The 20,927-nt window shown below is 72.7% G+C and carries 20 protein-coding genes and 1 riboswitch; of the genes, 9 read left to right on the top strand and 11 right to left on the bottom strand.

Features of this window, described 5'->3' with window-relative positions; genetic code table 11:
- Window positions 1-65: 65 nt before the first annotated feature.
- The gene (locus tag ACE1OC_RS08180; RefSeq protein ID WP_407836439.1) at window positions 66-956 is read right to left on the bottom strand and encodes a bifunctional 5,10-methylenetetrahydrofolate dehydrogenase/5,10-methenyltetrahydrofolate cyclohydrolase; all 891 of its coding nucleotides are present in this window, start codon (window positions 954-956) and stop codon (window positions 66-68) included.
- A 29-nt stretch (window positions 957-985) separates the two neighbouring features.
- A riboswitch (ZMP/ZTP riboswitch) is annotated at window positions 986-1,086 on the bottom strand.
- Window positions 1,087-1,176: 90 nt separating this feature from the next.
- Here ACE1OC_RS08180 and ACE1OC_RS08185 point away from each other — a divergent pair.
- Together ACE1OC_RS08185 and ACE1OC_RS08190 are read left to right on the top strand one after the other, a co-directional pair.
- Window positions 1,177-1,938, top strand: coding sequence for a class I SAM-dependent methyltransferase (locus tag ACE1OC_RS08185; protein ID WP_407836440.1), 762 nt, complete (start codon window positions 1,177-1,179; stop codon window positions 1,936-1,938).
- A gap of 213 nt (window positions 1,939-2,151) precedes the next feature.
- Window positions 2,152-3,726 (top strand): RNA polymerase sigma factor, encoded by a 1,575-nt coding sequence (locus ACE1OC_RS08190; protein ID WP_407836441.1) that lies wholly within the window; start codon window positions 2,152-2,154, stop codon window positions 3,724-3,726.
- A gap of 4 nt (window positions 3,727-3,730) precedes the next feature.
- Here the strand turns inward: ACE1OC_RS08190 and ACE1OC_RS08195 are convergent, their stop codons facing one another.
- From ACE1OC_RS08195 to ACE1OC_RS08215, 5 genes are all read right to left on the bottom strand, one after another.
- The gene (locus tag ACE1OC_RS08195) at window positions 3,731-5,554 is read right to left on the bottom strand and encodes a DUF2201 family putative metallopeptidase (RefSeq protein ID WP_407836442.1); all 1,824 of its coding nucleotides are present in this window, start codon (window positions 5,552-5,554) and stop codon (window positions 3,731-3,733) included.
- Window positions 5,551-6,612 (bottom strand): ATP-binding protein, encoded by a 1,062-nt coding sequence (locus ACE1OC_RS08200; protein WP_407836443.1) that lies wholly within the window; start codon window positions 6,610-6,612, stop codon window positions 5,551-5,553. The genes ACE1OC_RS08195 and ACE1OC_RS08200 overlap by 4 nt, the downstream gene beginning before the upstream one ends.
- A gap of 112 nt (window positions 6,613-6,724) precedes the next feature.
- Window positions 6,725-7,174 carry an SRPBCC family protein gene (locus tag ACE1OC_RS08205; protein ID WP_407836444.1) on the bottom strand — a complete coding sequence of 150 codons (450 nt, stop codon included), beginning with the start codon at window positions 7,172-7,174 and terminating at the stop codon, window positions 6,725-6,727.
- Between the two features lie 109 nt (window positions 7,175-7,283).
- Window positions 7,284-9,374, bottom strand: coding sequence for a phage holin family protein (locus ACE1OC_RS08210; protein WP_407836445.1), 2,091 nt, complete (start codon window positions 9,372-9,374; stop codon window positions 7,284-7,286).
- A gap of 142 nt (window positions 9,375-9,516) precedes the next feature.
- Entirely contained in the window at window positions 9,517-9,921 is a 405-nt protein-coding gene (locus ACE1OC_RS08215) for a hypothetical protein (protein ID WP_407836446.1), read from the bottom strand.
- Between the two features lie 158 nt (window positions 9,922-10,079).
- Between ACE1OC_RS08215 and ACE1OC_RS08220 the strand changes: the two genes are divergently transcribed.
- Both ACE1OC_RS08220 and ACE1OC_RS08225 read left to right on the top strand, forming a co-directional pair.
- Window positions 10,080-10,865, top strand: a complete 786-nt coding sequence (locus tag ACE1OC_RS08220) for an MBL fold metallo-hydrolase (RefSeq protein ID WP_407836447.1) — start codon at window positions 10,080-10,082, stop codon at window positions 10,863-10,865.
- A gap of 5 nt (window positions 10,866-10,870) precedes the next feature.
- Entirely contained in the window at window positions 10,871-11,494 is a 624-nt protein-coding gene (locus ACE1OC_RS08225; RefSeq protein ID WP_266962733.1) for a DedA family protein, read from the top strand.
- A 256-nt stretch (window positions 11,495-11,750) separates the two neighbouring features.
- On the opposite strand, the gene ACE1OC_RS08230 is transcribed toward ACE1OC_RS08225, so the two are convergent.
- The 3 genes from ACE1OC_RS08230 to ACE1OC_RS08240 form a co-directional block, all read right to left on the bottom strand.
- On the bottom strand, window positions 11,751-12,839 hold the full coding sequence (locus tag ACE1OC_RS08230) for an MBL fold metallo-hydrolase (RefSeq protein ID WP_407836448.1): 1,089 nt from the start codon (window positions 12,837-12,839) through the stop codon (window positions 11,751-11,753).
- Window positions 12,840-12,931: 92 nt separating this feature from the next.
- On the bottom strand, window positions 12,932-14,215 hold the full coding sequence (locus ACE1OC_RS08235) for an aminotransferase class I/II-fold pyridoxal phosphate-dependent enzyme (protein WP_407841508.1): 1,284 nt from the start codon (window positions 14,213-14,215) through the stop codon (window positions 12,932-12,934).
- A gap of 146 nt (window positions 14,216-14,361) precedes the next feature.
- Window positions 14,362-14,934: a TIGR03086 family metal-binding protein gene (locus tag ACE1OC_RS08240; protein ID WP_407836449.1), complete on the bottom strand. Its 573-nt coding sequence runs from the start codon at window positions 14,932-14,934 to the stop codon at window positions 14,362-14,364.
- A 192-nt stretch (window positions 14,935-15,126) separates the two neighbouring features.
- Between ACE1OC_RS08240 and ACE1OC_RS08245 the strand changes: the two genes are divergently transcribed.
- Entirely contained in the window at window positions 15,127-15,981 is an 855-nt protein-coding gene (locus ACE1OC_RS08245; protein WP_407836450.1) for a class I SAM-dependent methyltransferase, read from the top strand.
- Between the two features lie 18 nt (window positions 15,982-15,999).
- On the opposite strand, the gene ACE1OC_RS08250 is transcribed toward ACE1OC_RS08245, so the two are convergent.
- Window positions 16,000-16,797, bottom strand: a complete 798-nt coding sequence (locus ACE1OC_RS08250) for an SGNH/GDSL hydrolase family protein (protein ID WP_407836451.1) — start codon at window positions 16,795-16,797, stop codon at window positions 16,000-16,002.
- Window positions 16,784-17,353: a PadR family transcriptional regulator gene (locus tag ACE1OC_RS08255; RefSeq protein ID WP_407836452.1), complete on the bottom strand. Its 570-nt coding sequence runs from the start codon at window positions 17,351-17,353 to the stop codon at window positions 16,784-16,786. Before ACE1OC_RS08255 ends, ACE1OC_RS08250 begins: the two co-directional genes overlap by 14 nt.
- Window positions 17,354-17,458: 105 nt before the next feature.
- Here ACE1OC_RS08255 and ACE1OC_RS08260 point away from each other — a divergent pair, with 105 nt between their 5' ends.
- The 4 genes from ACE1OC_RS08260 (at window position 17,459) to ACE1OC_RS08275 (ending at window position 20,863) form a co-directional block, all read left to right on the top strand.
- Window positions 17,459-17,905: a nuclear transport factor 2 family protein gene (locus ACE1OC_RS08260; protein ID WP_266962527.1), complete on the top strand. Its 447-nt coding sequence runs from the start codon at window positions 17,459-17,461 to the stop codon at window positions 17,903-17,905.
- Between the two features lie 63 nt (window positions 17,906-17,968).
- Window positions 17,969-18,766: a thymidylate synthase gene (locus tag ACE1OC_RS08265; protein WP_407836453.1), complete on the top strand. Its 798-nt coding sequence runs from the start codon at window positions 17,969-17,971 to the stop codon at window positions 18,764-18,766.
- 68 nt (window positions 18,767-18,834) lie between these two features.
- Window positions 18,835-19,344: a dihydrofolate reductase gene (locus tag ACE1OC_RS08270; protein ID WP_407841509.1), complete on the top strand. Its 510-nt coding sequence runs from the start codon at window positions 18,835-18,837 to the stop codon at window positions 19,342-19,344.
- A 73-nt stretch (window positions 19,345-19,417) separates the two neighbouring features.
- Window positions 19,418-20,863 (top strand): hypothetical protein, encoded by a 1,446-nt coding sequence (locus tag ACE1OC_RS08275; protein ID WP_407836454.1) that lies wholly within the window; start codon window positions 19,418-19,420, stop codon window positions 20,861-20,863.
- The last annotated feature ends 64 nt before the right edge of the window (window positions 20,864-20,927 follow it).

Genomic DNA, 20,927 nt, shown 5'->3' on the forward strand with positions numbered 1-20,927 from the left:
GAAACGGAACGCCCCGGACCGAAGGGCCCGGGGCGTTCGTCGTACCGAGGGGAGCGCGGCGCGGGTCAGAGGTCCGCGAGGGCCAGGCCGGCCTGGGCGGCCGCGGCCTGGACGGTCTGCTCCAGCAGCACCGCGATGGTCATCGGGCCGACGCCGCCCGGGACCGGGGTGATCAGCGAGGCGCGGGCGGCGGCCGACTCGAAGTGGACGTCGCCGACGTTGCCCTCGTTGTAGCCGGCGTCCAGGACCACGGCGCCCGGCTTGATGTCCTCGCCGCGGATGAACTCGGCCTTGCCGACGGCGGCGACCAGCACGTCCGCCTGGCGGACGATGGACGGCAGGTCCACGGTGCGGGAGTGGCAGTAGGTGACGGTGGCGTTCTGCTCCAGGAGCAGCATGCCGGCCGGCTTGCCCAGGATCGCGCTGCGGCCGACGACCACGGCGTGCTTCCCGGTCAGGTCCACGTCGTAGGCCTCCAGCAGCCGCATGATGCCGCCGGGGGTGCAGGAGACGAAGCCCGGCAGCCCGAAGCCCATGGCGGCGAAGGAGTGCATGGTGACCCCGTCGACGTCCTTGCCCGGGGCGATCGCCTCGAAGGCGGCGCGCTCGTCGATGTGGTGCGGGACGGGGTGCTGGAGCAGGATGCCGCTGATCTCCGGGTCCTCGGAGAGCGCGGTCAGGGTGGCGACGAGCTCCTCGGTGGTCGTCGCGGCCGGCAGCTCCACGTGGCGGGAGGTGATCCCGGCCTTGGCGCAACGGTTCTGCTTCATGCGGACGTAGGTGACGGACGCGGGGTCCTCGCCGACCAGCACGGTCGCCAGACAGGGGGCCGTTCCGGTGCGCTCGGTGATCTTCGCGGCGTACTCGGCGGTCCGCTCCGAGATGCGGCGGGCGAGGGCGGTGCCGTCCATCAGCGTGGCGGTCCGTGCCTGCTGGGCGGTCGTCTGAGTTGTCATCGGGGGCTCCTGAGCGTCGCTGCGGGATCGCGGTTCGCCCAGGCGCGCGGCAGTCGACGTACGGGACACACGAGTACGCCGGGCCGCTCCCCGGTGGTGATCCACCCGAACGCCAGTCACGGCCCGCCGCAAGTGTAAGCGAACCCCCGTGAAGCCCGGCGCGGGCCCCGCCCCCGGCAATCCGGTGGATGACCGGGCCCGGACCTGGGACGATCGAGACATGACGCGCACTTTCGACCATCTCGTCGCCGAAGCGGAATCCGTCTCCGTGGACGGCTGGGACTTCTCCTGGCTCGACGGACGCGCCACCGAACAGCGCCCCTCCTGGGGCTACCAGCGCCTCCTGGCGCGGCACCTGGCGCAGGTCGACTCCGCCCTGGACATCCAGACCGGCGGCGGAGAAGTGCTCGCCGGAGCCGGGCCCCTGCCCCGGCTGACGGTGGCCACCGAGTCGTGGCCGCCGAACATCGACAAAGCGACAAGACTGCTGCACCCGCTGGGCGCCGTGGTGGTCGCGGACTCCGACGAGCCGCCGCTGCCGTTCGGCGACGGGGCCTTCGACTTCGTCTCCAGCCGGCATCCGGTGACGATCTGGTGGGAGGAGATCGCGCGGGTGCTGAAGCCCGGTGGCACGTACCTCTCCCAGCAGGTCGGCCCGGCGAGCGTCTTCGAGCTCGTGGAGTACTTCCTGGGACCGCAACCGGAGGAGGTGCGGCGGGGCCGGCACCCCGACGACGCGGTCGCCGCGGCCACGAAGGCGGGACTGGAGGTGGTCGATCTGCGGTCCGAGCGGCTGCGGACGGAGTTCCACGACATCGGAGCCGTGATCTACTTTCTGAGGAAGGTGATCTGGATGGTGCCGGGCTTCACGGTCGGGCAGTATCGGGACCGGTTGCGCGAGCTGCACGAACAGATCGAGCACGAAGGCCCGTTCGTCGCACACACCGCCCGATTTCTCATCGAGGCCCGCAAAACGGGCTGACAAATCGGGCGGGCGCGACCACCCGCGACCGGCTCCCCGGTCACGGCGTGGCGCAGGTCACTCAATTCAGCGCGTAACGAATCTACTCGGGCATGCGATGAACCGACAGGTGTCCTCGTGCGGCCCGGAATACAGACCCCCCTCGGGTCTGTTTCCCGAGTCCGCGCGATGATGTCCCGCCACCCCTTATCTGTTCGCAACGAGAGGCTCCTTGTGTCGCTCAGCCCGTCCCGTACGTTCCCCACGGAGATCGCCGAATCCGAGGCCCTGGTCGCGCTTGTCGAGCGTGGCCGCGAGCAGGGTCACATCAACGGTGATGACGTGCGCCAGGCCTTCGAGGCCGGCCGCATCCCGGTGGACCAGTGGAAGCGGGTCCTGCGCAGCCTGAACCAGGTCCTGGACGAGGAGGGCGTCGCGCTGCACGTCAGTGCCGCCCCCGCCACGAAGGCTCCCGCCAAGAAGGCGCGCAAGGCGGCCGCCGCCCCGGCGCGCGCCGTCGCCAAGAAGGCTGCCGCCCCGCCGCGCCTCATCGGTGCGCGCAAGACGGCCGCTCCCACCCCCGCTGCGGCGATATCCGACCCGTCGGCCTCCGGGACCGAGGAGGAGGTGGCGGCAGAGGCCGCCGCCGCGCCGAAGAAGCGGACGGTCAAGAAGACCGCCGTCAAGAAGACCGCCGTGAAGAAGACGGCCGCCACGAAGAAGACCGCCAAGGACGGCGACGAGGCCGAGGCCGCCGTTTCCGAGGGCGAGGACTGGGCAGCCGAGGACCTGGACGAGGGTGACGAGAAGGAGACGCCCAAGACGGGCGGCAGCGCCGGCTTCGTCCTGTCCGACGACGACGAGGACGACGCCCCGGCCCAGACCGTCATGGTCGCCGGCGCCACCGCCGACCCCGTCAAGGACTACCTCAAGCTCATCGGCAAGGTGCCGCTGCTCAACGCCGAGCAGGAGGTGGAGCTCGCAAAGCGCATCGAGGCCGGTCTCTTCTCCGAGTACAAGCTCGAAGAGGAGGAGGACCACAAGCCCGCGTTCAAGCGCGAGCTGGAGATCCTCGTCGAGGACGGCCGCCGGGCCAAGAACCACCTGCTGGAGGCCAACCTCCGTCTCGTGGTCTCCCTCGCCAAGCGCTACACCGGCCGCGGCATGCTCTTCCTGGACCTGATCCAGGAGGGCAACGTCGGTCTGATCCGCGCCGTGGAGAAGTTCGACTACACCAAGGGCTTCAAGTTCTCCACGTACGCGACCTGGTGGATCCGGCAGGCGATCACGCGTGCCATGGCCGACCAGTCGCGCACCATCCGCATCCCCGTCCACATGGTCGAGATCATCAACAAGCTGGCCCGTGTCCAGCGCCAGATGCTCCAGGACCTCGGCCGGGAGCCCACTCCGGAGGAGCTGGGCAAGGAACTCGACATGACCCCCGAGAAGGTCATCGAGGTCCAGAAGTACGGCCGCGAGCCGATCTCCCTGCACACCCCGCTGGGTGAGGAGGGCGACAGCGAGTTCGGTGACCTCATCGAGGACTCCGAGGCGGTCGTGCCGGCCGACGCGGTCTCCTTCACCTTCCTCCAGGAGCAGCTCCAGTCCATCCTGGGCACGCTCTCGGAGCGCGAGGCGGGCGTGGTCTCCATGCGCTACGGCCTCAACGACGGTCAGCCGAAGACCCTCGACGAGATCGGCCGCGTGTACGGGGTCACCCGTGAGCGCATCCGCCAGATCGAGTCGAAGACCATGTCGAAGCTCCGCCACCCGTCGCGCTCGCAGGTGCTGCGCGACTACCTCGACTAAACCGTCAGGTCAGTCGGAAGACCGGCCCCTTGGGTGTGAACGGCAGGGAGGCACCCTGCGGAACCAGGAAGGCGTGCTCGCGCCGGATCCGCAGGGTGTCGCACTCCCCGTCCGTGATCACCAGCAGGGGGGCTCCGGGCGGGAAGTCCTCCGCCCGGTGCAGCAGGTCGATGCCCGGTTGCAGGACCGTGCCGCCCCGGCCGCGCACCTTTACCCGGCCCTGGGCTCGCCCGGAAAGTACAGCCGGGGGCAGATAGCCCGCGTCGTACGGCGCCGCGTCGCAGAACACGACGCGGGCGGCCGGCACGTCGCGGGCTTCGGCGTACGAGGCGATGGCGCCGAGCGCCTTGCCGAGCAGGGCCGCGTTCATGGAGCCCGAGGTGTCGAGCACCACCCCGAAGGTGCAGCGGGCGATCTCCTCCTGCGGGAAGTACCGGCCCGCGCGGGGGATGTCCGGGGTGGACGCCTGGCGGCGCGCCGGGCGCGCGTAGGACCGTACGGGCACGGGACGCGGCACGTACTCGTCGAACCAGCGGGCCAGCTTGGCGTCCCACGGCACCGGCGGGTGGGCCAGGGCCCGGATCTCCTGGATCAGCCCGGCGGGCAGCAGCCCGCGCTCCCCGTACTCGTGCAGGTCGAAGCCCTGGACCAGGCCGCGCCGGTAGAAGTCGTCCAGATCGGAGTACGGGCCGCTCCCCGGGTGGGGCAGCGGCTCGCCCAGGATGTCCCCGCGGCCCTTGCCGCGCAGGGTCGCGAGCCGGCGCATCCGGCGCAGGTCGGTCGCGATCCTGTCGTAGACCTCCTCGACGGACAGGTCCCGCAGCTCGGGGTCGTACAGCAGCCCTTCGGGCATCTCGCCGACGCCCATCTCGACGAGCCAGCCGTTGACCACGTAGTCGGCGGCCACGTTGTGCAGGTACGGGTCGCGGGCGCCGCAGCGCTCGCCGTGGCGCAGGGCGGCGTGCAGCATCTCGTGGGCCAGGACGAACCGCCATTCCCCGTCGGTGAAGGTGCGCAGCGGGTTGACGTAGATCTCGCCGGCGCTCGCGCTGACGGCGGCGACGGAGATGCCCTCGGCGCGGGCGAGTTCGGCGTCGGCAACGATCCGCAGGCCGCTCGCGAGGCCGCCGAGCAGCGGGTACGAGGAGACGAACCAGTTCAGTGCCCGGTCCCAGGGGTGCTGGCGCACCCGCTCTCCGGTGACCCGGTCCCGGCGGCCGCCCGCGACGTCCATGGCGGCGGAGACGCTGCGGGTCAGCGCGTGCGCGAAGGCGGTCTCCCAGTCGGGGACCTGCGCGTTTCCCCAGCCCCTCCAGGGCAGCAGGACCTGGTCGGGGTGGTCCCCGGCCGTGCCGCAGTTCTCGTGGGCCGCCGGGATGCCGTCGCGGCGCCAACGGGCGGCGAGCAGTTCCTCGTCGCCGCCGGGGTATTCGGCGGGGAGGTGGTCCGGGGCCCGGCCGACGGGGAAGGTCAGCAGGAAGCGGTTGACGACGGTGCAGCGGGCGGCGAGGTCGAAGCGGTCGGGCTGGGCCCGGTCCTCGTCCTTGGCCGCGGGGACGTGGCCGAAGCCGAGGTGAAGCAGGGCGTGGGCGATCGTCCATGCCCATTCCTTCGGATCGGCGCGCTTGGTGGGGTGGACGTGGATCGTGCCGTTGGAGGTCACGGCGGCCAGCCCGCCGGCCGGGGTCGACGAGCACTTGGCCTGGCGGCAGACGTCGGCTTCGACGGAGGCGAGGGCGGGGTTCCTCTTGACCAGGGCGAGGCCTTCGGAGAAGGCCTGCGTCGCGGGGTCGGGCTTGGGCTCCTTGCCCCGCCCGCCGCGGCTCATCGGCGGGCCTCGACCAGGCGGGGCATGTCACGGGCGGCCTCGATCAGGAACCAGCCGGGCAGCACGGGCAGCCCGTCGGCGTCGTCGGCGATGACGGTCTGGGCGACCTCGACGGAGATCTCGGCGAGCTGCACGAGCAGCGACTTGGCGCGGTAGGCGGTCTGCCGGACGGCGGGCGACACGTGGTCGCGCTGTGCGGGGAGTTCCTTGATCAGGCGGCCGCGGAAGGCCTCGGCGAGGTAGTACAGCAGGTCGCGGTCGGCGAGGCGGGTGGGCCAGGAGGCGTCGCCCTTGATGATCGCCTCGATGCCGAAGCTGTGGCGGACGATCTTCGCGTATCCGCAGAAGGAGACGGCGTGCGCGGGGGTGAGCGTGCCGTGGGCGACGACCTTCAGGGTCTGCTCGTCCAGGCCCGGCCCGAAGGAGTGCAGGGCGTCGGAGAGCATGTGCCAGGAGCGCGGCGTGGAGAAGGGCTCCTCCGTCTTGGGCGGCTGCGACCAGAGGTGGTCGGGACGGTCGGTGAGGTAGTCGGTGACCCACGGGTGGATGCCGTTTTCGCCCGCCCAGACCAGCCAGTCCTGCGCGGAGGCCGTCAGGTGCACGTGGGTGAGCCGGTTGACCAGCGCCGAGGCGATGGGGCGGGCCAGCGCGTTGTCGGTGGCCCGGTTGCCCGCGCCGATGACGATCGAGCCCGCGGGAAGCTCGTACGAGCCGATCCGGCGGTCGAGGATGAGCGAGTAGAAGGCCTTCTGGACGTCCGGGCTCGCGGCGTTGAGCTCGTCGAGGAACAGGCAGTACGGCTCGTCGCGGGCGATCGCCTCGGGCGGGCAGAAGACGGAACGGCCGCCCTGGATCTGCGGTACGCCGATCAGGTCCTCGGGCGCCAGCTGCGTACCGAGCAGGCTCACGCACTCCAGGCCCAGGGATTCTGCGAACTTCCGCACGAGCGAGGACTTCCCGATTCCGGGCGCACCCCACAGGAACACGGGCCGCACGGTGGCGAGGCCGAGGAGCAGTTCGGGAATCTGGGCGGGGGTGACGGTGACGGCAGCCTGCACGGGTGGGGTCGTCCTTGGGTGGTCCGGGTACGGGTGCGCCCAGTGTGAGCACACCGCGTGTCCCGGAGCACCCGGTTTTCCCCGCTCTTCCAGGCCTTGCGGTCCTTGCTTCTCAGGCCGCGGAGTGCTCCAGCAGGTGCTTGAGCTTCTCTTCGCTCCGGGGCATCTCCTTGCGGACCATGGGCTTGACCGCGAGGGGGATGAACGCCCTGCCCAAGCCGTGGCCCTCGAAGTCGACCGCGATGGTGACACGGGAACGGGTCCCGCCGTCGAGGGGTTCGATGTGGCCCCGCACGTCCGGCCGGACCGGCCCGTCGACACCGTGGAAGTGCCAGCTCCTCGGCGGGTCGAGTTCCATGACCTGCATGGTGGTGGGCATCCGGCGCTTGCCGATCTGCCGGGTGACGAGGACCTTCGAACCGACGTGGACGGGAAGATCGCCCATCGGCACCGCCGAGACGGCGCTGTCCTGCCACTCCGGCAGGTGCGTGGGGTCCGTGATGTACGAGTAGACGTCCTCGGGACTGCGGTCTATGTCGATGCTCTTGCTGATCGCGGACATGGCGACCCCTTGGAGCCCCCCTGATGGACTCTGGTTCCAAAGTACGCCCGGGGTGGACGGCCGCGCGAGGCCTTGGGGGCGTCTTGGCACCCAAGGGGTGTCACACCCCCTAGGGCGCGGGCGCCGGGTCCGGGCCCGGGGCGACGGAGAGCTCCGGGGGGACCGGGACCTGGGGCCCGTCCGACTCGGTGAGCCAGCGGCGCAGGACCTGGTGGACCGCCTCCGCGCCCACCAGCTCGCCGTCCGGCCGGTGCACCGGCTCGGACAGCTCCATCGGCCACATCAGGAACGGATGGCCCTGCTCCCCGCCCAGGCCGCCGTGCGAGCCGATCTGCTCCTCGAAGGCGTGCACCGCGCCCGTCTCCGGGTCGTAGGCCGAGTTCACCATCACGTCGGCCACGTGCGGGAAGGTGTCGGTCCGCCGGACCGCCCGCGCCGCGCCCGGGCCGAAGGGGGCGAGCAGCGCCTCCGCCGCGCCCGGCTCGTCCAGCCGGGCTTCGGCCCCGCCGGCCGCCATGACGGTCCCGTCGACGAGCAGGAACCCGACGCCGGGGTGGTTCGCCAGGGTGGAGAGCAGGGCCGGGTGGGCGCGGTCGATGCGTTCCCTGGACGCCCGTCCGGGCAGGTCCGGGAAGGAGATCAGCCCGAGGTTGCCGGAGGCCAGGACCACCGGGTCCGGGCCCGTCCCGGGACGCGCCTCGTCGTCCGTCTCCTCCACGGGCCGGTGCAGGGCGGCCCGTACGGCGGCCCGTGCCTCGGCGCCGCTGTGCGTACGGCCGGCCTTCCGGGACACCGGGAGCCCGCAGCCCGCGCGGACCAGGTCCTTCAGGGTGAGCCCGTACCGGGCCAGGAAGGTCTCCCCCGGGCTCTGGCCGTGGTCCGAGAGCAGCACGATCCGGTACTCCCGGGGTGCGTGCTCGGCGACCCGGGCGATGAGCGCGAGGCTGCGGTCGAGCCGGGCGAGCACCTGCTCGGTGTCCCGGGAGCGCGGGCCGGAGTGGTGGGCGACCTCGTCGTAGGCGACCAGGTCGGCGTAGACCGCGGCGCGCCCGGCGAGCATGTCGCCGATCACCGCGGCGACCACCACGTCGCGCTCCACCACCGTCGCGAAGGCGCGGATCAGCGGGTACAGACCGCCGCGCGCGACCCGTGGGCGCTCCCCGCGCAGGCGGCCGCGTACCGACTGGGTGATCTCGCGGGCCACCTCGGCGACGAAGGAGAGCGCCGTGCGGACGGCGTTGGCCGGGTCGGAGAAGTACGCGAAGTAGCCCGCGCGGGACCGGTTGTGCGGGCCCCGGCGGGCGGAGACGGACAGGACGAGCGCCAGTTGGCCGGCGCCGCCGCTGAAGAGGTTGCCGCGGCTGGCCCCGTCGAGGGTGAGCAGGCCGCCGTCCCCGGTGCGTTCGACCGCCCGCCGCTGGAGCTCGGCGGCGCTGGTGGGCCGGTTGCAGACCATCACCTCGCCGGTGTCCTTCTCGTACCAGCGGAAGGCCGGGACGTCGAAGTTGGAGCCGTGCAGGATGCCGAGCTGGCTCGCACCGGTCTGGCTCGACCAGTCGGTGTGCCAGGAGCCGATGCGGTGGCTGCGGTCGAGCCAGTCGGCCACCGTCGGCATCAGCCCGCTGCCGGCCGCGCGGCGCAGCACCTCGTACCCGACCCCGTCGAGCTGCAGGAACACCAGGGCGGGGGTGCGTTCGTCGGCCCCGGGCATGCCCTCGCGGTGCTGGCGGCGCCGGCGGCGGTCGGCGAGCCGGTACAGCCGGCGCCGGTAGGCCTCGTCGTCCCGGACGGCGAGGGCGGTGGAGGTCGCGGAGGCGACGGCGGACATCACGGCGGCGACCACCACGGCCGTCTCGGGGTCCGCCTCGCCGCGGCCGGCCGGGATCAGGCTGAGGGCCAGGAGCAGCAGCGAGCCGTTGAGGAAGAAGACGAGCAGGCCGAGCACCAGGGCCGGCACGAGCAGCAGGGCGCGGACGAGAACCGGCCACACCAGGGCGCTCAGCAGACCGAACGCGCCGGCGCCGATGGCGGCCGTCAGACCTATCTGCGTGATGCTGTCGCGGTCGCCGCCCGCGCCCGCCTGGAGCCGGAAGTCGGGGAGGATTCCGGCCAGGGCGAGCATGGTGAGGGTGGACACCGCCCACACGATGACCACCCGCACCAGGGCGCCGCCCGCACTCCGCCACCGGCCTCGCACCACGCCGAACCCGCCTCACCACCGTGGCCCGCACCGCGCCGACGAGCCCCCGTCCCACGATGTCCAGGCTCGCACAACGGCGCCCGCCCGGCCGGGTGACACGGGCGGCGGATGTGCGTACGGAGGGGGCGGCCGCTCGCCGCGCCTACGTGCCGTCGTATCCGGCGGTCGGCATGGAGAGCCGGCGGTGCACCTCGGCCTTCATCGCGGAGGTGTAGAGCGGTTCGTCGAGACCGGCGGTTTCCAGCCGTACGCCGCGCCGTGCGCACTCCGCGGTGAACTCCCCCACGGAGTGCAGCGCGCGCGTCAGCACCCGGTGGTTGGCGGCGACGAACAGGTCGACGCGGCCGGCGTCGATGTCGTTCCACAGGCCGCAGTGGTCGGCGCGCAGCCCGTAGACGAACAGTTGGCGGGTCACGACGAAGCCCCGGTCGGCCGCCCACCGGGCGCACACGGCGTGCTGGCTCCGGGTGTCGACGGCGAAGGGATCCGTGTCCAGATCCTCCAGCGGGGCCAGGCTGGCGATCGCGGCCACGCGCAGCTCATCCATGCCGCCCGACCCTACTCCGATCCACCGCCGGGGAGGAGGGGGCGTGAAGGCCCGGTTCCACGGTTCCGGTGCCCCGGTTCCGGGCGGTTGCGGCGGGCAGCCTTTAGGCTCGGACGGGACCCGGTGGCAAGCGGGACGAGGGGAGGGATCAGGGGCCGGTGGAGATCACTTGGTGGGGCCACGCCACGTGCACGGTCGAGGACTCCGGTGTCCGGCTGCTCACGGACCCGCTCTTCGCACGCCGTCTGGCGCACCTGCGCCGCCGTCGCGGGGCGGTGCCCCCGCCGGAGGCGGCGGTCGCCGACGCGGTGCTCGTCTCGCACCTGCACTCCGACCACCTGCACCTCCCCTCCCTGGCGCGGCTCGCGCGCGGGACCCGGCTGCTGGTGCCGCGCGGGGCGCCCGGCGCGGTGCCGGGGCTGGCGCGGATGGCCGGGGCGCGGGGGCTGGCGGTCACGGAGCTGGCGCCGGGCGACACGGTGGCCCTGGGGGACGGCGTACGGGGCGGCGGCGTACGGGTCCGGGCGGTCAGCGCGTTGCACGACGGGCGGCGGCTGCCGTTCGGACCGCGGCTCGCTCCCGCGCTCGGGTACGTGATCGAGGGCTCCTCGCGGACCTACTTCGCCGGGGACACCGGCCTGTTCGACTCGATGGCCGACGAGGTCGGACCGGTGGACGTGGCCCTGCTGCCGGTCGGCGGCTGGGGGCCCAACCTGGGCCCCGGGCACCTGGACGCGGCGGGTGCGGCGCGGGCGCTGGCCCTGCTCGCGCCCGCGGCGGCGGTCCCGGTGCACTGGGGTACGTACTGGCCGATCGGGATGGACGCGGTGCGGCCTCACGAGTTCCACGCGCCGGGCGAGGAGTTCGTGCGGTGTGCGCGGCGGGAGGCGCCGAAGGTGACGGTCCGGCTGCCAGCGCACGGTGAACGGGTGCGGCTGCCGTGAGGGGGCTGTGGCAGCTCGCGGAGTCGGCCGCGCAGGTCCCCCCGGAGTCCACCCAGCAGGCGATCGGCCTTCCGACCCTCTTCGTCCTGGTGGCACTGGGCGCGCTCGTACCGGTGATTCCGACGGGCGCGCTGGTCAGCTCGGCGGCGGTGGTGGCGTTCCACCAGGACTCCCTCCCCTTCGGGCTGTTGCTGGTGTTCGGGGTGTCCTCGCTGGCCGCGTTCGCCGGGGACATGGCGCTGTACTGGCTGGGCCGGCGCGGGGTGCGGTCGCGGAACGGGTCGCGCTGGCTGGAGGCCCTGCGCCGGCGGGCGACCCCCGAACGCCTCGCCCAGGCGCAGCGCAAGCTCGACGAGAACGGCGTACTGGTCCTCGTGGTCTCGCGCCTCCTCCCGGGCGGCCGCATCCCGGTGATGCTGGCCTGCCTCCTCGCGGAGCTCCCCCTGCGCCGCTTCGCCCGCGGCGACGGCCCCGCCTGCCTGGCCTGGGCGGCGACCTACGGCCTGATCGGCATCGTGGGCGGCTCCCTCTTCGCGGAACCCTGGAAGGGCGTGGCCCTGGCGGTGGCCCTCACGGTCCTCATCAGCGCAGCCCCGGCACTGTGGCGGCGTATCCGCCCGGGCGGCTAGGCAGCTGAACCCGGCGGAGCCGGGTGTCCTGGGGCTCCGCCCCAGACCCCGCGCCTCAAACGCCGGCGAGGCTGGATGTGGCCGGCGTCGGCCTGCACGTGAACGCCGGTGGTCTGGGAAATTCAGCCCCTCAGGCGTTTGAGGAGCGGGGTCCGGGGCGGAGCCCCAGGGGGTCCGGGGCACAGCCCCGGGGAACGGGCGAAGGGCGGGTAGGGGACAGCCCCGCAGAGCCGCCTCCCCCGTAGCCGTCGGGCGGCTACAGCGCTCGGGACGCCCCGACCGGGAGGTCCCAGAGGTGCTCCCGGGGCAGCCCGGTCCGGGCCCACGCGGCCCGCACCCGCTGCAACGGCTCCATCACCGGCTCCGACGACAGCACGAAGGTCCCCCAGTGCATGGGAGCCATCCTCCGCGCCCCCAGGTCCAGACAGGCCTGCACGGCCTCCTCCGGGTCCGCGTGGACGTCCCGCAGCCACCACCGCGGGGCGTACGCCCCGATCGGGAGCAGCGCGAGGTCGATGCCGGGGTGCCGCCGCCCGATCTCGCCGAACCAGTGCCCGTAGCCCGTGTCACCCGCGAAGTAGACCTTCTTCACCACCCCGGTCGCCCCGGCGGCGCTGAGCATCCAGCCGCCCCACAACGTCCGGCACGCATCCATCAACGACCGCTTCGACCAGTGGTGCGCCGGCACGAACTCGAACCGTACGCCGCCCAGTTCGACCGACTCCCACCAGTCGAGTTCGGTGACCCGGGTGAACCCCCGCCGCCGGCACCAGCGCGCGAGCCCCGCCGGGACGAAGAGCGGCGTCGTGCGCGGGAGCCGTTTGAGGGTGGGGGCGTCGAGGTGGTCGTAGTGGTTGTGGCTGATCACCACGGCGTCGACCGGAGGCAGTTCCTCCCAGCGCACTCCGACGGGGGTCATCCGGGCCGGGGTGCCGAGGATCCGCCGGGACCAGACGGGGTCGGTCAGTACGGTCAGTCCGCCGATCCGCAGGACCCAGCTGGCGTGCCCCGCCCAGGTGGCGGACACCGCCCCGGCGGCCACGGCGGGCAGCGGGGCGGGAGCGTACGGCAGGTCCGGGATGCCGCGCAGCCCCTCGGGGCCGGGCCGGAAGGCGCCCTCGCGGGCGAGCCGGGCGAACGCGCGCAGCCCCGGCAGCGGAGTGGTCAGCCGGTCCGCGAACGAGCGCGGCCACAGCCGGTGTTCACCCGGCGGCCGCGGCCGCGCGTGCCGGACCCCGGCACCGGCACCGGCAGGGCCACCCACACCGGCCCGCGTCACCCCCGGAGGGGCGTCCGGGCCCGCCTCGGCCGGAGAAGCCGCGGGGGCCTCCGTCTGATCCCTCATCGAGAAGTCTCCGTTCACCGGCGGCAGTCGGGGGTTCCAGGGCGGGGGGGCCAGGGCGGGGGGGGCCAGGGCGCGGGTTCCAGAGCGGGGGGTCAGTCGGACAGCCCGGCCAGGACCGACCGGAGCCGGGCCAGGGAGTCCCGTACGTGGGGCAGGGCGAGGGGGTCGGTCGCGGTGAGCGCCGCGAGCCGCTCCTCCGGGGTGGCTCCGAGCAGCGGTCCGGTCGACAGCCGGACCCGCGGGGCGACGGGCTCGTCCGCGAAGCGCTGCCCGCCGGGCGTGGGCGCGCCGAGCCGTCCGCCCAGCCAGTCCTCCAGTTCCATCGCGTCGCCGACCCCCTGGCGGGCGAGCCCCGAGCGCAGCGGCGTCAGATCGGCGTAGAGGTGGCGGCCGGCCTGCGGGGGCCGGGCCAGCGCCCCGGCGGCGAGCAGTTCCCGATGCGCGGCACGGGCCACCGCGCCGTGCAGGGCGGCGGCCGCGGCGGCACGGCCCACGACGGCGGCGGGCTCGTCGAGGGCGTGCGCGGCCGCCCCTGCGACGGGGCCCGCGACGAACCCGCCGGTGGCGGTGAGCACGTCCAGGGTCCGGGCCCGCAGCCAGGTGCCGCGCGGGGTGCCGGGGAACCGGAGGACGGCGGCGGGCCAGCCCGCGGGCAGCAGGGCGCCGGAGAGGTCCATGAGCACCGCGGTGTCGTCCGGCAGCATCTCGGCGGGGCTGAGCACGACGAGCCTGTCGTGGGAGCCCGGTCGTCCGCCGGTGCCGTCCGCGTCGTCCGGCCCGCCGAGGCGTCCGTGGGCGGGCCGGTGGACGGTGTCGCGCCAGGTCTCGTCGCTGACGACGAACAGCCCGGCGGACGCGGCGGCCTCGCAGGCCTCGAGGAGCAGCTCGGGCGGCGGGACGGTCGCGGTCGGGTCGTCGGCGACGGACAGCAGCAGCACCCGCGGGTCGCCGCCCTCGGCGCGCACCCGGCGCACGGTCTCCAGCAGGGCGTACGGGTCGGGTACGCCGCCGCACTCGGCCGGGGTCGGGACGTGGTAGGCCCGCCGTCCCAGCAGCCGGACCTGTGGCGTCCACCAGGCGGGACAGGGTCGGGGCAGCATGACGTCGCCCCCGTACGCGCCGAGCAGCGCGAGCAGCAGGGCGGGCGCGCCGGGTCCGGCGGCCACGTGGTCGGGGTCGGTGGGGAGCCCGCGCCGCCCCCAGTGCCGGGCCGCGGCGGCCCGTACGGGCACTCCTGCGCCGGGCGGCTCGGGGGCCGAGCGCCAGGCGGCCGCCGCGAGGACGGCCGTGAGCTCGGGCAGCACGGGCAGGCCGGGCTGGGGGGCGGGCGGACCGTAGCGGACCTGGCCCCGGCCCTCGGCCGTCGTGCGCTGGATCCCCGACACCGCGCGCCACCTCTCCCTGCCGTCCCCGCGCTCCCGACCCTGCCTTTATACGGTTATTCGTCCGGGATCGCCCGTTGTGGAGGCCGTGGAGACCTTGGAGGCCGTGGAGGACTGGAGGCCGGGCGCTGTGCACCGCCTCAGCCGCTCCTCCCCACCAGGGCGAGCAGCCGGGTCTGGGCGTTCGCCCCGGCCGGCACCTCCAGCGGAGCGTCGTACATGCCGCTCGCGGCCAGCCCGTCGGCGTAGGGCATGACCTCCTTGATGGAGAACTCGACGAGGCCGTCCGGCAGCCGGTCGTCGGCGCCGATGCCCCGCGCGAGGTCCCAGGCGTGGACCACGCAGTCGGCCGTCAGCTCCGAGCAGTACGCCGACCCGAGAGCGGGCCCGTACGAGAGCCGGACGGTGCGCTCCAGGGCCCCCGGGACCTCGAAGGCGGTGTGCGCGGCGGCCGATGCCTCGTCCCAGGCGGCGGCCGGATCGGTGCCGAGGACGTCGCCGTTGAAGGTGCTCCCGATGTCCTCGACGGTGCGGCCGTCGGTGACCAGGGGCGGTATCCACAGCTGTTCGGCGGTGACGTGGTTGACCAGGTCGCGCACGCTCCATTCGCTACAGGGCGTCGGCGCGTCCCACTGGGCGTCCGAGACCGCGTGGACGTACCGGCCGAAGAGTCGCAGCGCCTCGGCGTGCCGTTCGAGCAGCGGGTCCGGCATGGATCTCACCGTCCTTCGTTCCCCCGGATTCACTGTCCTCGCACCCGCCCCCACCTGCCACCCGTTCACCCAACGCCCTTGACGCACAAGGATGGTGTCCACATGTCAATACGCATATCTCAAATGACGAACTGATCCCTTACGGTGAATCCAACGCCTCGACAGCACTTCGACGACGAAGGAGCCCAGTTCATGAACGCCACGGACGCCACGGATGCCACCGCCGCCACGGAAGCCGCGCACGAGACCGCGGTCTACACCCACGGACACCACGAGTCGGTACTGCGCTCGCACCGCTGGCGCACCGCCGAGAACTCCGCCGCCTACCTGATCGGCGCACTGCGCCCGGGGATGGCCGTCCTGGACGTGGGCTGCGGCCCGGGCACGATCACGGCGGACCTGGCGGAGCTGGTGGGTCCGCAGGGCCGGGTCACCGCGGTGGACGCGGCGCCGGACGTGGTCGACCAGGCCGCCGCGTACGCGAAGGAACGCGGCCTGACCACCATCGAGTTCGCCACGGCCGACGTCCACGCGCTGGACTTCCCCGACGACTCCTTCGACGTGGTCCACGCCCACCAGGTGCTGCAGCACGTGGGCGATCCGGTCCAGGCGCTGCGCGAGATGCGCCGGGTGTGCCGGCCGGGCGGGATCGTCGCGGCGCGGGACGCGGACTACGCGGCGATGACCTGGTACCCCGCGACTCCGGGGCTGGAGGAGTGGCTGGACCTGTACCGGCGGGTGGCGCGCGCCAACGGCGGCGAGCCGGACGCCGGACGCCGCCTGCGCGCGTGGGCGCGGGCGGCGGGCTTCACGGACGTGACCTGCACGGCGACCTCGTGGTGCTACGCGACCGAGGAGGAGGCCGCCTGGTGGTCCTCGCTGTGGGCGGACCGTACGACGGCCTCGGCCTACGCCGGGATCGCGACCGAAGGCGGACACGCGACGCGGGCGCAGCTGTCGGCCGCCGCCGAGGCCTGGCACACCTGGGGCGCGGAACCGGACGCCTGGTTCTCGGTGCTGCACGGCGAGATCATCTGCCGCGCCTGACCCCGGCGGACGCGCCCGTCAGGCCGCCAGGCGTACGGGGAGCAGCTCGGGCCGCTTGGCCGTGCGGCCGTCTCCGGAGGAGCGTCCGCGCAGCCGCCGCCCGATCCAGGGCCCGGCGAAGCCCACGGCCCACCGCAACTCCCCGGCGACGCCCCGCAGGCCCGCCGGGGCGAGGGGCGGCGGGCCGGGCAGCGGGCGGGTCCAGCCGTCGTCGCTGCCGGGCAGCCCCAGGGCGTGCGCGACACCGGCGGCGATCATCGCGTGGCCGGACGGCGCCGCGTGCAGCCGGTCCGCGCTCCACATCCGCGGGTCGGTGGAGGCCTCGTGGCGGGCGAAGTCCGCGACGGCCACCCCGTGCCGCTCCGCCGCCCGCCGTATCCGGTCGTTCAGCGCGGTGACGCGCGGGGCCGCCCCCTTGGCGAGCGGGACGAGCTTGGCGATGTCGGGGAAGGTGACGGTGGCGACGCGGGCGCCCTGCGCGGTGAGCGCGGCGAACATCGCCTCCAGGTGCCCGGCGACCTCGTCGGCGTCGAACTTGGGCCGCAGCACGTCGTTGACCCCGGCGACCACGGTGGCCAGGTCGGGGCGGAGCGCCAGGGCCGGCCCGAGCTGCCCCTCGCGGACCCCTGCCGCCAGGCGGCCCCGGACGGCCAGGTTGGCGTAGAGGACATCGGGCTCGTGCACCGCGATCAGCTCGGCGAGCCGGTCGGCGCACCCGCGCAGCCCGGTGCGGTCGTCCCCGTCGCCCACGCCCTCGCTCTGACTGTCGCCGAGAGCCACGTACCGGGTCGGCCGTCGCTGCTCACTGCTCTCCACGGGATGCCCGCCTCTCGCTCAGAATGATCGTGGTGCGCTCGTACCAGGCCCGGTTGGCCCGCTCGAACTCCAAGCCGCGCATGCAGGTGAGGTAGGGGCCGATCCGTGCGCCGTGGCGCAGGAACTCCTCCTCCGTGCGCTCGCCGCGCATCGAGCGCAGCAGCTCCTCGAACAGCTCCGCCTTGGCCGTCGCGAAGGCGGTCCGCTCCGCGAGCTGCGCGATGAGCGCCTGCGTGTCGACGTGCTCGGCCGCCTGGACCTTCACGAGCAGGTCGTCGCGGATGACGCAGGGCTTCGTCTCGGCGGCGGTGAAGCGCTCCAGCTCGGCCAGTCCGGCGTCGGTGACCTGGAACAGCCGCTTGTTCGGCCGGGTGTCCTGGACCACCTCGCGGCCCGCGATGAAGCCTTCCCGCTCCAGCCTGGCCAGCTCGGTGTAGAGCTGCTGGGGCAGGGCGTGCCAGAAGTTGGCCACGCCCGTGCCGAACGCCTTGGCCAGCTGGTAGCCGCTCAGCTCCTCGTCGAGCAGCGCCGCCAGTACGGCGTGGCGCAAAGCCATCGGTCGGTCTCCTCGGGATCGTGCGCGGCAGCGTCTTCTCAGGAACGCCCGGCCATGATAGTCAAGAAACTGACTAATCACATCGGTGACTATCAAGGAGCCCTCATGAGCAGCGCCACCAGCACGGCCGACCGTTTCCGCGCCGCCGTCGCCGGCCATGACCTCGCCGCGCTGGACGCGCTGTTCACCGACGACGTCCGGCTCAACAGCCCGGTGAAGTCGAAGCCGTTCGAGGGCAAGCCGGCGGTACTGGCCCTCTTCCGCGTGCTGCTGCGCACGTTCGAGGGCTTCCACTACGTCGGCCACTTCGACGGCAGCGTCCAGTCCGCCGGCGTCCCGTTCGGGGCGGAGGGAACGGAGGGGCCGGCGACCGTGCTGCCGTTCCGGACCACCGTGGGCGAGCGGCAGGTGCACGGCATCGACATGCTGCACCTCACGCCCGAGGGCCTGATCGACGAGATCACCGTGATGCTCCGCCCCCAGACGGCCGTCGTGGCGGTCGGCGAGGCGGTCCTGGCCGGCCTGCTCACCGACGGCGTGGTGACCGGCTGACCGGCCGGCCGGCCCACCCCGGCTGACCGGACCCCGGGCGGCAGCCCAGTAGACTCGGTGCCCGTGGCGGATACCCAGTACGAAGACCTGTTGAAGCTGGTGCTCACCTCCGGAACGGCCAAGGCCGACCGGACGGGCACCGGCACCCGGAGTGTCTTCGGGCACCAACTGCGTTACGACCTCTCGCAGGGGTTCCCCCTGGTCACCACCAAGAAGGTGCACCTCAAGTCGATCGTGTACGAGCTGCTGTGGTTCCTGCGCGGCGAGTCCAACGTCGGCTGGCTGCGGGAGCACGGCGTGACGATCTGGGACGAGTGGGCCGACGAGAACGGCGACCTCGGACCGGTCTACGGCGCCCAGTGGCGCTCCTGGCCCACCCCGGACGGGCAGCACATCGACCAGATCACCGAGGTCCTGGACACGCTGCGCCGCGACCCGGACTCCCGCCGGATGATCGTCTCCGCCTGGAACGTCTCCGAGCTGTCCAAGATGGCACTCGCGCCGTGCCACGCCTTCTTCCAGTTCTACGTGGCCGACGGCAAGCTCTCCTGCCAGCTGTACCAGCGCAGCGCGGACCTGTTCCTCGGCGTGCCGTTCAACATCGCCAGCTACGCCCTGCTCACCCACATGGTGGCCCAGCAGGCCGGACTGGAGCCGGGCGACTTCATCTGGACCGGCGGCGACTGCCACATCTACGACAACCACGTCGAGCAGGTCACCGAGCAGATCTCGCGGACCCCGTTCGAGTTCCCCGAGCTGAAGCTGCACCAGGCCGACTCGCTCTTCGACTACGCCTACGGCGACGTGAAGGTGGCCGGCTACCAGCACCACCCGGCCATCAAGGCTCCGGTCGCGGTATGAACCTCGACACCACCGCCGGTACGGACACCCGTACGGCCGTCGTCACCGACACCACGGCGGACACCGGCATGAGCGTCGGGCTGATCTGGGCGCAGAGCTCCGACGGCGTCATCGGCGCGGACAACGGGATTCCCTGGCGGCTGCCCGAGGACATGGCCCACTTCAAGGCCACCACCCTCGGGCATCCGGTGGTCATGGGCCGCAAGACCTGGGATTCGCTCCCGGCGCGGTTCCGTCCGCTCGCGGGACGGCGCAACATCGTCGTGACGCGTGATCCCGCATGGGCCGCGGAGGGCGCGGAGCGCGCCGGGTCCATCGACGAGGCCCTGGAGCTGGCCGCCGCGGCGCGGCCCGACGCGGCAGCCCCCGCCGCCGCGTGCTGGGTGATCGGCGGCGGAGAGGTCTACCGTGCCGCGCTGGCCCACGCCGTCATGCTCTCGGTGACCGAGGTCGACACGCAGGTGGTCGGCGATACCCACGCCCCGGAGCTGGACCCGGCGTGGACCGTCGCCGAGGACGGCGGCTGGCAGTCCTCGGTGACCGGCCTGCGCTACCGCATCCGCACCTACGCCCGCTAGCAGCCGCCGCCCGGAGCCGACCTACGGAGTAACCCGGCATGCGCGGGCGCGCCGCGGACACGATCCTGGCTGCATGGCCAAGCAGCCCACCGTGATCGTCCACCCACCGGACATCCGGGGCTTGCGCGCGGTGACCGTCGATGGTTCCCCGGCCGGAAGTGCGTGGTCGCTGCAGGACCTCCGCAACCAGCTCCGCCGGGCGGGCCTCCCTGGGGACACGGACCTGACCGACCGCTCCCGCGTCATCTGGCGCGAGGGCGGCAGCGACATGTGGCCCGACCGCCCGCGGCGCCGCCGCACGGTCATCGCCGTCATGACCGCCGGTCTGCTCGCCTCCATGGTCCTGCTCGTCGACGTCGGCCGGGTGGACGCCTTCGGAGGGCTCACCTTCGCCGGGCGGATCACCGGTTTCCTGTTCATGTTCGCGGGCGCCGTCCAGGGAGTCGCGGCAGCGGCCGCTTTCGACTACTGGGGCAAGCGGAAGCTGAGGTACTCCGGCGCCCTGGTACTGGTCGGTGTGCTGATCGCGGTCGCCACCGAGAGCGTCTTCCTCCTCATGTGGGCCCAAGAGCGCGAGTACACGCCCTACCTGAGGGCCTTCGTGCCGATCTCCCTCTGGGCACTGTGGGCCTTGTGGGTGCTCTGGCGTCAGCGCCCCTGGGAGGGAATCCCCCACCCCAAGGGTTTCACCGTGGGGCTGAGCACCACCGCCCTTCTCGCGTCGGCGAATTTTGCGTACTCGGCCATCTACCAGCCCGCATCGACCAACCTCACCTTTGACATCAAATTCACCTACGGAAAGGCCACCCTCGATCCCCGGAATCCCATCATCTATCTGCCCGTCGAGATGCACATCAAGAACACAGGAGCGGTCCCGGCCTACGTGATGATGGCGGGCTTCCGTATCGCCGGCCGCACGTCGGAGTACGACAAGGAAAAATCCGTACTCGAACAAGGGGAATGGAGGACGGACGCCGAGCAGGACATCGACACCGAGATGCACGTCAAGACGATGACGCACAGGACACTGCTAATGGGCCCGTTCATCAGCCCTGGCCTCCGCATCAACCCCGGCGACACCCGGGGACAGAGGACGATGGTCCAGATCCCCAAGGACGCGAATTATGACGCGATCGCGTCCGCCGTCGGCGTCATCCTCCTCAGGGCCGACCGAGGAAGAGTCGACAGCACGTTCCAAGAGACGATCTATTCCTGGAAAGAGGGAACCGACCGGTTCTTCGACTGTCCGGCCGGGGGGTGCAACGACTACGTAATGCATCACGGACGCCTCCGCTTCAACAACAACCTCATCAACGTGACACGAAGGCCGCGCTATGTCAGCGCCTTCAAAGAGCTCAGCGAACGCGGCCCCTCGTCCTCCGTCGTGATCAGCTCCTTCAATTCCAAGGGAAAATTGTCGGATGAAGAGGAATCCGTGGAAAGGGCGGGCATCTCCAGCCTCATCACCGGGGCCAACGTGATCCCCTTCGCCACGCTGCTCGCCCCCGGCATGCCCTAACCACGTCCGCCCACGCCGCTCGCCACCCGTGCGGTTCGTCGAGACCATGAAGGAAGCGCGGGCG

Source organism: Streptomyces stoeckheimensis, assembly GCF_045822005.1.
Taxonomy (GTDB): Bacteria; Actinomycetota; Actinomycetes; order Streptomycetales; family Streptomycetaceae; genus Streptomyces; species Streptomyces stoeckheimensis.